This window comes from Faecalicatena sp. (genome assembly GCF_058819085.1).
This window is the reverse complement of the sequence record NZ_JBZUUL010000019.1, coordinates 170445-182343: the sequence shown is the minus strand read 5'-3', so window position 1 is coordinate 182343 and position 11899 is coordinate 170445. Positions and strand designations below refer to the sequence as shown.

18 protein-coding genes are annotated in these 11899 nt (G+C 42.0%); 11 read left to right on the top strand and 7 right to left on the bottom strand.

The annotated features are described in order from the left end of the window. The first annotated feature begins 411 nt into the window (after positions 1 to 411). Positions 412 to 633 (top strand): helix-turn-helix domain-containing protein, encoded by a 222-nt coding sequence (locus AC4OGX_RS09995; RefSeq protein WP_493330213.1) that lies wholly within the window; start codon positions 412 to 414, stop codon positions 631 to 633. A gap of 256 nt (positions 634 to 889) precedes the next feature. Here the strand turns inward: AC4OGX_RS09995 and AC4OGX_RS09990 are convergent, their stop codons facing one another. The 4 genes from AC4OGX_RS09990 to AC4OGX_RS09975 form a co-directional block, all read right to left on the bottom strand. Continuing rightward, positions 890 to 2050, bottom strand: a complete 1161-nt coding sequence (locus AC4OGX_RS09990; RefSeq protein WP_493330211.1) for a tyrosine-type recombinase/integrase — start codon at positions 2048 to 2050, stop codon at positions 890 to 892. A 168-nt stretch (positions 2051 to 2218) separates the two neighbouring features. Continuing rightward, on the bottom strand, positions 2219 to 2446 hold the full coding sequence (locus AC4OGX_RS09985) for a type II toxin-antitoxin system MqsA family antitoxin (protein WP_493330210.1): 228 nt from the start codon (positions 2444 to 2446) through the stop codon (positions 2219 to 2221). Beyond that, on the bottom strand, positions 2443 to 2865 hold the full coding sequence (locus AC4OGX_RS09980; RefSeq protein ID WP_493330208.1) for a DUF4258 domain-containing protein: 423 nt from the start codon (positions 2863 to 2865) through the stop codon (positions 2443 to 2445). Before AC4OGX_RS09980 ends, AC4OGX_RS09985 begins: the two co-directional genes overlap by 4 nt. Positions 2866 to 2918: 53 nt before the next feature. Continuing rightward, positions 2919 to 3245: a hypothetical protein gene (locus AC4OGX_RS09975; protein ID WP_493330206.1), complete on the bottom strand. Its 327-nt coding sequence runs from the start codon at positions 3243 to 3245 to the stop codon at positions 2919 to 2921. A 205-nt stretch (positions 3246 to 3450) separates the two neighbouring features. On the opposite strand from AC4OGX_RS09975, the gene AC4OGX_RS09970 reads away from it, so the two are divergent. From AC4OGX_RS09970 to AC4OGX_RS09960, 3 genes are all read left to right on the top strand, one after another. After that, positions 3451 to 3639 (top strand): helix-turn-helix domain-containing protein, encoded by a 189-nt coding sequence (locus tag AC4OGX_RS09970; RefSeq protein WP_493330204.1) that lies wholly within the window; start codon positions 3451 to 3453, stop codon positions 3637 to 3639. 2 nt (positions 3640 to 3641) lie between these two features. Next, the gene (locus tag AC4OGX_RS09965; RefSeq protein ID WP_493330202.1) at positions 3642 to 3827 is read left to right on the top strand and encodes a hypothetical protein; all 186 of its coding nucleotides are present in this window, start codon (positions 3642 to 3644) and stop codon (positions 3825 to 3827) included. 231 nt (positions 3828 to 4058) lie between these two features. Further along, positions 4059 to 4244, top strand: a complete 186-nt coding sequence (locus AC4OGX_RS09960; protein WP_493330200.1) for a hypothetical protein — start codon at positions 4059 to 4061, stop codon at positions 4242 to 4244. Here the strand turns inward: AC4OGX_RS09960 and AC4OGX_RS09955 are convergent. Beyond that, complete coding sequence (locus AC4OGX_RS09955; protein WP_493330199.1) at positions 4231 to 4614, bottom strand: DUF2513 domain-containing protein; 384 nt, start codon at positions 4612 to 4614, stop codon at positions 4231 to 4233. The genes AC4OGX_RS09960 and AC4OGX_RS09955 overlap by 14 nt on opposite strands. A 671-nt stretch (positions 4615 to 5285) precedes the next feature. After that, on the bottom strand, positions 5286 to 5459 hold the full coding sequence (locus AC4OGX_RS09950) for a hypothetical protein (protein WP_493330198.1): 174 nt from the start codon (positions 5457 to 5459) through the stop codon (positions 5286 to 5288). Positions 5460 to 5610: 151 nt separating this feature from the next. On the opposite strand from AC4OGX_RS09950, the gene AC4OGX_RS09945 reads away from it, so the two are divergent. Both AC4OGX_RS09945 and AC4OGX_RS09940 read left to right on the top strand, forming a co-directional pair. Beyond that, positions 5611 to 5976, top strand: a complete 366-nt coding sequence (locus AC4OGX_RS09945; protein WP_493330196.1) for a hypothetical protein — start codon at positions 5611 to 5613, stop codon at positions 5974 to 5976. 23 nt (positions 5977 to 5999) lie between these two features. Next, entirely contained in the window at positions 6000 to 6422 is a 423-nt protein-coding gene (locus tag AC4OGX_RS09940) for a hypothetical protein (RefSeq protein WP_493330195.1), read from the top strand. A gap of 70 nt (positions 6423 to 6492) precedes the next feature. Here the strand turns inward: AC4OGX_RS09940 and AC4OGX_RS09935 are convergent, their stop codons facing one another. Then, complete coding sequence (locus tag AC4OGX_RS09935; RefSeq protein ID WP_493330193.1) at positions 6493 to 6615, bottom strand: hypothetical protein; 123 nt, start codon at positions 6613 to 6615, stop codon at positions 6493 to 6495. Positions 6616 to 6820: 205 nt separating this feature from the next. Between AC4OGX_RS09935 and AC4OGX_RS09930 the strand changes: the two genes are divergently transcribed. From AC4OGX_RS09930 to AC4OGX_RS09910, 5 genes are read left to right on the top strand one after another with little or no spacing between them, the layout of a single operon-like run. Beyond that, positions 6821 to 7543, top strand: coding sequence for a rolling circle replication-associated protein (locus AC4OGX_RS09930; RefSeq protein ID WP_493330192.1), 723 nt, complete (start codon positions 6821 to 6823; stop codon positions 7541 to 7543). Between the two features lies 1 nt (position 7544). Then, entirely contained in the window at positions 7545 to 7985 is a 441-nt protein-coding gene (locus AC4OGX_RS09925) for an RNase H family protein (RefSeq protein WP_493330191.1), read from the top strand. Between the two features lie 2 nt (positions 7986 to 7987). Further along, positions 7988 to 8473 (top strand): hypothetical protein, encoded by a 486-nt coding sequence (locus tag AC4OGX_RS09920; protein WP_493330190.1) that lies wholly within the window; start codon positions 7988 to 7990, stop codon positions 8471 to 8473. Positions 8474 to 8515: 42 nt separating this feature from the next. After that, on the top strand, positions 8516 to 10585 hold the full coding sequence (locus AC4OGX_RS09915) for a PcfJ domain-containing protein (RefSeq protein ID WP_493330189.1): 2070 nt from the start codon (positions 8516 to 8518) through the stop codon (positions 10583 to 10585). A 15-nt stretch (positions 10586 to 10600) separates the two neighbouring features. Next, positions 10601 to 11878, top strand: coding sequence for a hypothetical protein (locus AC4OGX_RS09910; protein WP_493330188.1), 1278 nt, complete (start codon positions 10601 to 10603; stop codon positions 11876 to 11878). Positions 11879 to 11899: the final 21 nt, after the last annotated feature.

Below are 11899 nucleotides of genomic sequence, written 5' to 3'. Positions count from 1 at the left end.
TTAAAATATTACAAAAAAACACAGGGCACGACTTAAACTCATACTCTGTGTTTTTTCTGCTATGCCTCTAATGCCTTAGCTTAATGACATTGGTCGTGAGACTTCAGCGATTCAGACTGTAGACTGCGCTTTTCCAACACACTGCGTATATCTAAATCCAATCTATCTTGATCTGGCGGAGCCGGGAACACAGGCAGGAGCTGTGGATCGCAGGAAGTGTAGATATGAACGAATGCTACCGCGATTTCCCATTAGAGATTCGGGGAGCTGTAGGCAAGCCATCTCCAACACCAGCACCTTGCAAATCCGAATGTAATCTATCCTGGATAAGTTCTTTAGATCGGTTAAGGATCTGCTAAGGAACGGTTAGACATACTTTACAGTGTACATAAAAAGTAGTATTCTCTTGAAATGAAATATTTAGAAGGAGCAGATACTATGATAGGAAAGAATATACGAAACTTAAGAGAGCAGCACGGCTGGACTCAAGCGATGCTGGCAAAAAGCATTTGCGTGACCAGACAGGCTTTGACAAACTATGAAAATGAAAAGCGTGAGCCAGATATAAATATCCTAATTCAATTAGCAAATAGATTAGACACCACAATAGATGATCTGGTAGGAAGAAAATAGAAACGGCCCGGTTCCATGTTGGATCCGGGCCTTAAATATGGTTAAAAGTGCCGCAACCCCTTGAAAACACTGGGATTGCGGCACTTTATTCATCAAGCTGGAAATCGGACTTGAACCGACGACCCCTTCATTACGAGTGTTAGGGGAGAGTGCCGCAAACGCCCATTTTAAGCCATTCTTTCGTTAAAAATTTCTATTTGACTAAATTTTGACTAAAAGTTCATGAAATTTGTCTTTTGAAAAGTGGGCGTTTGCGTCAGTTACTCATGGTGTATTTTTCTTCCAGGTATTTATTCAATTTCTCTTTTGAACAGGACTCTTCTTTTCTCAGTTCAGTATAGATGTCTGTCATGGTCTTCGAGTCGGCGTGTCCAAACAGCCGTATAGCCTCCAAAATGTCTATCCCGGAATAATATAGGATGGTAGCGTATTCGTGCCTAAAAACGTGTGCTGAGAGCCCCTGACACATATCTATATCATATGCGAGCTTGTATCTTCCTTTCGAGTCCTTTTCATAGTGGTGCTTTCCTCCGGCAGCAGTGTTGATCTTCAGCTTTATTTTTTCGAAGAAGCGCCTATACTGAGTTTTAGACATAACGGTCCCACTTGAATTTGGAAACAGGAGAAGCGTATTGAGTTGTTGGGTATATTCCTTTAATATGGGTCTGAGCGGTGCCAGGATATCAATGAAACGTTCTCCATCCTCACTCTTAGTCTCTTTCATGTTGGGGCGTTCCCCGATGAATTCAATCGCCTTATTTATGCAGATCGTATCATCATAGAAGTTAATGTCCGGTTTAGTAAGGGCCAGGATCTCCTGCCTGCGGAGTCCAGCATAATGAAGGAGCTCAACGAAGCAGCGTTCTTGCAGCGTAAAGTCTGCGGTCTTGAGGGCTTCGCGCTCAATCCTGGTTAAGGCCCTTTTCTTTTTCTTCTTCCGTTTAGAGATCGAAAGGTTTTTCGCAGGATTCTTGGAGATCAGGCCGTCTTCTATGGCACATTCGAAGATCTGGTTCACAACTAACTTATACTCATGCTGCAGATCGGGACTGCCGTTCAGTTTGTTATATCCTTCCTGTACCTGGGACTTCTTGATTTCACCTAAAGCGATGGGATCCAGTGTACCGGTATGGTTTTTAACGGCATTTCTGTAGGCTTGTTTTCGATTATGGGATTTATCCGTGTCTTCGATATAGGTTTTAAACCAGTGCCATTTGTATTCACTGAATGTGGTCCCTTTATCATAGGCATATGTATCTGTCAAAACCTGGGCTTTAACAGCATCTTTGTTTGCTTCGAATTCGGAGATAGAATACCCGTAGACCGGGATCCGGATTTCTTTGCCCTCCTCGTTAAACATGCCTGTTGCGATGGTGGTATGATACCTTCCATCTTTCCGCTTCTTGTATCTTGTCATTTCTTATCATCCTCTCCTAAAAAAGTGTATAAAAATAACAGCCATCGAAAATATGTTCCGATTGCATGGCTGCTCCGAAGATGATACAATATATTTGTTCGAATATGATGCATCTTCGGATGTATCAAAAGCCGTTCCTGTTGGCGCAGGGGCGGTTTTTATTATCATCTATGCTGCTTTATTATAATCCACAACGGCAATTTCAGTGAGGGCGTCCTTTAACTTTTCCAGGATCGTCTCAATCTTCTGAAGAGTGACTCCGTTCAAATACTCTTCACCACACTGGGTACATTTAGTACACGGAACATTCTTAATAATGATATAGCATCCATTATACTCTGTCATATATGAGGTGATACTGTTCTCTACAGTTCCTTTACATGAAAAGCACATCATAATTTATTCCCCTTTCTTGTTTGGAAATCATCTTTCCATTTTTCTAAATCCGGATAGTATGCTGTTATAATCCACAAGGTTTCCAGGTTACTTCCGACAACTACATGCAGGTACTGATTTCTGGCGGATATCCCAAGTATAAGGCAGCTTGGAAATGGATAGTCAGTTGGGTATTGCTCTATGATCTTCCCATTCAGTATACACGCCAAAATATCTTTTGTAGTTATTCCACGCTGCTCTAAACGTTTGGCAGCATGCAGGGTAATTTGGAGATTCTCTATGCTGCATATTTTACGCAGTTCTTCAATGTTTAATTCCATCTGATCACCTGACTTTCTTGGATATACTTTGGGTAAGTTGTTTCTGGTGGCGCAGGGCGGTTTTGTGGCTTCTTCCAACAATTTTTCATATTTATTCATTCAATCAACTCCTGTTATTAATTGTATTAATGCATAAGATGGATAACAGAAGGTTACTTAGATCTTTTGGCTTTTATAAATTCAATATAACTTGCTACATCGTCTAATTCATCTTGAGTTAGGGTATCTGTATTTAAGTGTGCAGCAATAGTAGTTGGCTCATAAGAGCTTTCTATTATTTTACCATCAACTAGTTTTTCAGCATCAATGCCCAATTCACGCGTTATTTTTAAGACATTTGTAATATTTGAATTGGATACACCTCTTTTAAGAATACTATCTAGCGTAGTCCAAGGCATATTAATAGTTTCTGTGAATTTTTTTAAACTGCCATAATTGTCAATAATCATTTCCTTTAATTGGGATTCAAGTTCATCCATAAAGATGTTCTCCTTTCTAAGGGCTATAGGCAAATAATAACACTATTATCTCGAAAAATCAATAAGATAATAAAAATAAAATAGATAAATATACGAAAAATCGAGAAAATATATTGACAATCTCGAAAATTCGTATATAATATAATAAAGATCACGATAAATCGAGAAAAGGAGTGATAAAGTGTTTCCAAACTTAGAGGCTGAAATGGCTAGATCAAAATTAACGAAAACAAAAATGGCAGAAATATTAGGGATAACTCCAACAACATTGTCATTCAAATTGAACGGTAAAAGTAATCTTTCGTTAAGAGAATGCGTTGAAATTAAAAAGAAGGCATTCCCAGACAAAACGTTAGATTACCTATTTGAAGCAGAAGAAAAGGAGGAGGTCTGAGGGTGCTGAGAAAAATCTATCATGAGCTCGTACTGATAAGAAAAGAACTCCAAGCTATTCGGAGTAGCAAGGAGTCCAAAGTTACAGTTACTGCTGATGTTGATGGAAAAGAAATGGCTAAAATTGTTCGGACAGCCATTCATGATAGAGACGCAAGGCTTCAAGAGTATTTGGTAATTTGCAGATAAAATTTTACCACCGAACTCTTGAGGAGAAATTTTTTCTCCACTCGGAAATTCGTCAATAATGATGTCGTGAATAGATTTGTCCATTTCAGAGATAGTAGATTGATAAAATTCGTTGAATGATTTCATACAGTTCTCCTTTCTTTCGTGCTTGGCCGCTATAATAGCCTGCAAGTACATTATAAATGGGGAAAAATGGGAAATCAAGATAAAGAGAAGGAGGAGGTGTGAAAGATGATAGCAATATTAATTGTGTTTTTATCTGTAATAATTGCAGTCAAGGCGTGGCTTTGGAAGCAAAATTTTCTTGCGGTACTTCTCTATTATGCTGAATCAGGTTATGACTTACCTGATAAAGTGACGCTGGAAAAATACCGCATAAAAGTTATAAAAAAATCACTCTGTATTAAGGAAGATTGAAGCGATTTTTTATTAGGATGGTAGCGCACGATGCGGCTATTTGCGCAATATCCTTTAAAGAACTCAAGCCGAGGTCTTTCCCAATATCCTTTACTTTTTGGAAAAAGGTGTCGTTACGAATATTGGCTAAGAATTCATGTCCAAGTGGTGTCAAATCATGAACGATATAATCACCATTTTGGAAACTAGATACATTATATAAGAAATCATTCAAGTCGCACTGCCTTATGTGGTATTGAACTTCTTCGATTGAGTAATCAGGAAAAAGTACAGGGATAGATTTTGAGTCAAAACGGTAATAGTTATTCATATTTGGGAGTGATTCCACTGTCAGTAAAATATCTCTAATACAATCTGGATTAAGTTTCATGGCAGTATACTCCTTTCTTTTTTATTCGGCTCGCTACAGCCTGTAAGTATATTATAAGTGGTAAAAATTTAGAAATCAATAATAAGGGAGGGATGGTGTAAGAAATGTTTTGGTATTGCGCATTTTGCGGAAAATACCACACAGGCTTCACTCCAGCCTATGACTTTTCAGGTTGGAGAAGAAAAGGGAAAAACAAGTCAAAAGATAACCTGTGTGGTAAAGGAGTATTATTTGTATCGTTACTAAAAAATTCCTGATGGAGCTGATTTGCGTATAGGACATTCTTTCATAAGATCACATTTGTTATGAACGAATGAAGCAAACGGACAACTAGCACCTGTTTTTATGTACTTTGAACCGGATACATGACTGTATTGTACTGTAATATTTTCGTCTTTGCCTTGGGTAGGACAGTAACCAGTATAGACTATAAATTTGTCTATATAAATCCCCCTTTCTGTAATTATTCCGGTGGCATCCGGTAATTAAATTATAAAAGTGTTGGTGGGTAAAGGCGATTACTTATTTAAAGAAGAGAAGGAGGTGGTATAGGTGCTGAAAACAGAAAAAGAAATACTCCGCCAACAGTTGGAGCTATTAGCGGAGCGGTCTAAAACGTGTGATGATGCGTGTCTTGCCCAGATCAGTAAAACAATGCATGATATAGCCACTTATTTAGATTCTTCTTTTGAGCAAATTTCGTAGACTTTGTTGTAAACAGCTTCAAACATTTCACCGATAGCTTTCCCTGAAACTTCATTGGAATGGTTTGGGGCGGATGAACTTAACTTTGCAATAACAATGTCTTTGCTCAATTCGATAGCATATTTTTGAATGTTATTCATAGGGGATTGCTTTCTTTCGTACTTGGCTACTGCAATAGCCTGTAAGTACATTATAGGTGGGAGAAACTGGAAAATCAATAACAAGAAGGGTATGGAAATACAACAAAAGTTTAATTTAAAACAGTAGTAGAAAAGAGGGAGGTGATCATGAATGGAAGATGTTTATCCAGTATTTGGCATAGGAAACGTACCGGTGAAAGTGGCATCTAAAGTGTTGGGAATGAAGCCGGACACAATCCGAAATAAAATGGAAGACGGCACACTGGATTTAGGAGTTATTTATAAAGCACGAAAGAAAAGGGGAAAGCGATCATACAGAAATACCTATATTAGTCCTAAGAAGCTTTATGATCTAACTGGATATGTGTGGAAGGGAGAGAACGAGAATGACACAGACACAGATGGAGGCTGCACGCGCACTAGCGGCCGTACACAGGGAGCAGGATATAAGCCACCTGAAAATGGTGCAACGGCACAAGGAAATTATGGACTTAGCTGCACAAATAGAGCAGAGTAACCCAAGCAAACGGAGGACAAGCAGTGCAGTATATAAAACTAAGTAAAGAACAGCTCTATGAGCTTGTAAAAAAATACAGCCCTTATAAACTGCCGGATATAGAAAACACGGAGTTTCAGAAGGCTCACAGAGCCTGGGCTTACTGGCTGGAATATTCCAGTGTCGGTACTGATCAGGAAAGTCATCACGTAGTGTCCTACATAGAATATTTCTTAGGACAAGCCACCATGCGTATCACATGCCGCAGGGACCATTACGATCAGGTTCTGCACCCGGCACTGGAAGACATGGAAGGAATGATATTTGAGGATGGGAGGGATGCACCATGGATCATAAGGTATATCCAGACAGACGAGAGGGAGAGCTTCAGAGGCACAGACACAGAGGTGCTAAAACATGCTTACGAAGAAGGAAAAAGAAGGGGCAGCGAGTACATCATTACATAACACTGCGCCGCCGGCGAATCCTGCGATGGATCCGGGACGTTGCAGAAGTCGAACTGCTCTTAAGCATTGTCTACACGGCCCTGGTCGTAATCTCCACGATGGAACCGGTAATGACGGAGCTGTCAGTGCGGGCACCCCAGATCCGAAATGGATTAACCTGGGCGGCGATCGGCCTGTTGGTATGGACGATCACGGATCAACTTGAAAAGCATTTAAAAAGAAGAATAAAAAAATAGCACATCTACCGCAAATAGATGTGCCAGTGACTTCCGCCACATGGATAAATAACCTATACATAATATACCATTCATGGGGCGGAAAGTCAATAAAAAACAGGGCTTACCGCCCTCTTTTCAACTCGATAAGAATATTAAAGATAGAACATAGGACGGAATGGTATGGCAAGAAAGAGAAAGGTAATCAAGTTCAAGAATGCAATCGAGATAGAAGAGTTTCACAACGGAAGGTATGGTGCTCCAGGGGAAAAGCGGATGAAAAAAGTGAAGGCAACACCGGAGCAGATCGAGAAGAGGAACCAATACAACAAGGAGAAGCTGGCAAGATGGAAACTGCGGAATAATTTTGACATCCATGATTATTTTACAGTCTTGACCTATGAGAAAGATAAGCGCCCGGTCTCCATGGAAGAGGCGAAAGCAGATTTCAAAAAGTTTTATACAAGGGTCCGATCGGAATATCGGAAAAGAGGATATGGATTGAAATGGATACGGAATATTGAATGCGGCACGAGAAATGCATGGCATATCCATCTGGTCATTAACCGTATCCCGGATACGGACATCATTTTAACCGAAGCCTGGGGAAAGGGGAGAGTCCATAATCAGTTGCTGTATGGGAAGGGAGAGTTCGCAGAGTTGGCAGCATACATCACCAAGACCCCGAAAACAGACCCACGCCTGCGGGAATCCAGTTATTCAACGTCCAAGAACTTGCCTGTGCCTGAACCGAAGGTGAAGATTATGTGGGGAGAGAAATGGAAAGAGCCGGTAGCCTGGAAAGGATACTACATTGACAAGAACTCTTTTCATGAAGGAGTGAATCCGATTACGGGTCATCGATATAGGTGCTACACAATGATCAGGATTAACAGGAGGATTTGATATGAAGCAGTTTGAAGTAAAAATCTATGTAAAGACAAGCCTCTGTGGTCCCGGGATTCGAAGCGGGAGCTACGCTGCCATTGTGGAATGCCAGACCAGCAAAGGTCCGGTAACCCGGGAAATCGTGGGCAGAGAAGACAATACGACATATTACAGATCTGTCCTCCTCGCAATAGTGAAAGCCTTGGAAATACTAAACGCGGCGTGCTCCGTGACCATCTATACCGACTGCATCTATATCAAGAACATAGCAGAGCGTGGCAGTCCCGAATCGTGGAGGCGGTCTGAGTGGAAGAAACCCACCGGAGGAGAGGTAAAAAACAAGGAACTCTGGCAGCAGTTCCTAGAATACGTGGACAGGCATATAATCGCCTTCCGCTTTAGTAAACACAATGCTTACATCAATAGACTCAAAGAAATGCTTAAGGAAAAGGAGAGATAGAGATGTTCGAGAAATTTGGAGAATTTGACTCCTTCAAGGAGATTAATGAACTGGCAGAAAACCTATTTAACGAGGGCGACATTGACAGCTTAAAAGCCATGGCCAAAGAAAACGGAATCCAGGAGGAACTGGTAGAAATGTATCTGCAGGGAGATCTGCCAATGCTATGCGACGCTGTGACGGCGGCCATAGGAAAGATTGAGATCGAGGCAGCAGAACTGAAACCGAAAGAAATTATGGAGGATTGGGTGGAATACCTAAAGGGGCAGTGCTTGGAAGATGAAATCCTGGCATTCAAAGTACGGAAGAGGGGACGGAGCTTAAAAGGCTGTATTGCAGTGTTGCTTTCCTGGTCCTTCAAAAACCAGAACACGGTAGACCAGGATATCTTAAAGGCAGCAGGTGTTACATCTGGCAAAGTGACACTGGGGATCCCAGGGATGGGAAGGGCAAAGAAAATTATCCGGGATTACTACATGGGGAAGTAGGTAGAACGAATGAAAAAGAAAGCCATTGAAAAAATCCCATATTTGAAACTGCGGAAAGCAAGCAGAAAGAAAGATGCGAAATATATTGGAGTAACGGCCGTCAAAATCGTATCCCACGAAAAGCATTTGTTCCTGGAAATTTATCGCAATAGCAAGACGGAAATAGACATCCCTGTGGTACGGATCGTACTCACAAAAAGGGATTTCGGAACATACTTCCCCAAAACCGGAGAATGGACAAGACAGAAAATTGAGACAGACAAATACAGCTACAGAGAAAGGCTGGTATGGTATGCCAGCAAGGAGCATGTGGGTACCTGGCAGCAGAAAGAACAGGAAAACATCCTCCAAAGCAGCGGAGATTTGGAACGAGTAAAAAAGTTCTGCAAATGTGAAATCTGGAATGAGGCGCGTTGGTGGGAGTATGTTTACAAATACCAGGATGATATTGCAATATCGGCCAGAAGAAAGACTGAAGAAAGAAAGTATCAGCGCCGGCAGCAGGCTCTTAATGACAGGATGACCCATACACAGGAACTTCCACAGGAGAGAATTCTGGACTGGGCAGACACAGTATACTTCAATAACCGCCATTATCTGTATTACAAAAAATATGGATACCGGGCGAAGATTGCCTGCAGCAAGTGCGGAGGCGTGTCAGATGTCAGGTGGAAAAACGGAGTAGAACCAAGAGAGGGACATTCCGGGGAGTGTCCGATGTGTGGGACACGTGGAGAGTATAAATGCCAGGGAAAGGTAAAGGGCGGACATAAGGACACAATTCACGTATTTCTGGGACAGAAGTACAAAGAGGCAGGAATGGTCCTGCGATATATCGAGGTCAGCAAAGCGTGGAATCTGGGGTTAATATGTACGGAAAAAGGGACAGAGATGTGCAACGCCAGTGAAGAACTCAGCGGTGTGGAGGTTGCAAGGGCTTATTTTGAACCAGGAAAGAACATGCAGATCGACTATCACAAACATGATAATTTCAATGGGAAAGATTTCTGGGATGACTGCAATCTGTATGGCATTGCAAATATCAACATTTCTAAAGCTCCAATCATGCCGGAGACCTACAGGGAGATGGAAGGGACTATATTCCGGTATAGCGCCCTGCAGGAGTATGAAAGCGAAGTAAAAGAGGTAAATCCGATGGAATACTTCGAATGTTACCTGAAAACCCCACAGATCGAAATGCTGGTCAAGATGGGACTGATCGGAGTGGTGGAGCAGTTGCTCGAACGCCGGCATGGGATTACGGTAAATAAAAATGCAAATCGGTCGGATGAATTCCTGGGAATCCGAAAAGAGAGAGTAAAACAGTTAATGGTCAAAAAAGGGAATATCGATCTATTAGAGGCAATGCAGATGGAGAAGCACCTGCAGCAGACTTGGACGGCAGATCAGCTGGAGCATCTGGCTCAGACGAAACTCGGAAGAGACGAAGTAGAACTGGCAACAAAGTACATGAGTCTCCAGCAGCTCCTGAACCGGATAGAGAAATATGCAGGATGTGAATATGGAACTGAATGCAGTCATGTCATAGATCGAATCAGAGAGGCCGCAATAACCTATGTGGATTATCTAAATATGAGGCAGGATCTGGGATACGACCTCAATAACACGGTATATCAGAAGCCGAAGAGCTTGGGAGAAGCCCATGCCAAAATGGTGATAGAGAAAAGCAAAGAAGAGTTAGACAAGCGCATTCAAGAGGTAAGAGAGAGATTCCAGAATATCCAACATAACTACAAAAGGCTCCGAAAGAGGTATTTCTATGAAGACGACAACTATATTATTCGGCCGGCAAGATCGGCAGAGGAAATCGTAATGGAAGGAAAAATCCTTCATCACTGCGTGGGTGGAAACAACTACCTGCAAAAGCATAATGACGGTACTACATATATCCTAATGCTAAGACATAAGGGTGATCCGGAAACACCATACATTACGGTGGAGATAGACGGCGAAAGAATCGTGCAGTGGTATGGATTATATGACCGGAAACCGAATGCAAACAATATGCAGAAATGGCTGGATGATTATGTAACAAGACTAAAAAGAGAAACTGTAACAACGATAGAAGTAAAAGAAGTAGCAATAGCGTAAACAGGGAGGGAAAACATGGAATATGTGCAGATGACACTGGATGACTGGATGGAAATGAAAAAGAAGCTGCGGGCCGAGCTTCTGGGGGTAAAACAAAGCTTTGTACGGATCGGATACGCTCTTCGCAAGATTGAAGAACAGAAGCTGTACGAGCAGGACGGATATAAGAGCATTGCCGAATTTGCCAAGTCGGAATACGGCCTGGAGCCGTCTACGGTAAGCCGGTTTATGAGCATCAACCGGGAATATTCGGTAGACGGGTATTCGGAGATCCTCCGGCCGGAATACGCAGATCTGAGGCGCAGCCAGTTAGAGGAAATGCTGAAGCTTCCGGATGCGGACCGGCAGATGATACAGCCGGAAACCTCACGGGATGACATCCGGGAATTAAAACGCTTTAACAAAGCGGATCCGGAACCGGGAGTAGCGGATGACATAGAACAGCTGATTTCAAATTTTTACCGGGATAACCCGGAAATACAAAATGCGATACGAGAAAGCGGGATCATGCAGGAGAACATCAAAGATCTGATAGAGATTGTTAATCCTAGTGGAAACAGAAGCTATAAGAAAGGCCTATTTTTTCTAATGATGTATGAAGATTGCGTAAAGATCAAGAAATTTGGGGAAAATCCCCAGACAATGGACTGGAAAAGGTTTTTCGAAATCACAGAAAAGGTTGAAAAAGAGTTGCGGGTAGAACCTCAAAAAGAGCCAAAAGAAATTGTGCCCGCGCAATTAGAAAACATTGAAAACACTAAATGCGAAGAGGATTTGAGGCCAGAAGAAAAACTTGGTCAGGAAGAGACAAAAGAACTGGATAAAAAGTCAGAAGAAGACAGCACAGTGATCCCGGAGAAGAAAATTGCGCCGGCGCAATTGCCGGAAAACCTTGAAAATACTAAACACGAGACAGATCCAAAGAAGCCGGAAACAAACCCCATGGAAGAGGACAACAGAGAAATTCCGGGGCAGATGGAACTTACCAAAGATATGCCGGAATACTGCCCGGATGAGGTAATCCTAAATGAGCCAGAACCAGAGGATACAGAGCTGGGGCAGCAGGCCTCCATTTCCCAGAAGCCGGCACAAGAAGAGAAAGAAGAAGTCACCAGTCATTATGGCAGCAGGAAGAAATATTTAGACTCTCTGACTGAATATAGAGCTGCTCTTTATATGGCAGCATCCATACGGGAGATGCCTCACATGCTGCTAAACGATCCGGATTATTGGAATCAATGGCTGTCCCAGGAGGTAGATAATCACGGGGAGGCGATTGAACTTGTCGAATAACTACAGTGATCTGGCATACCC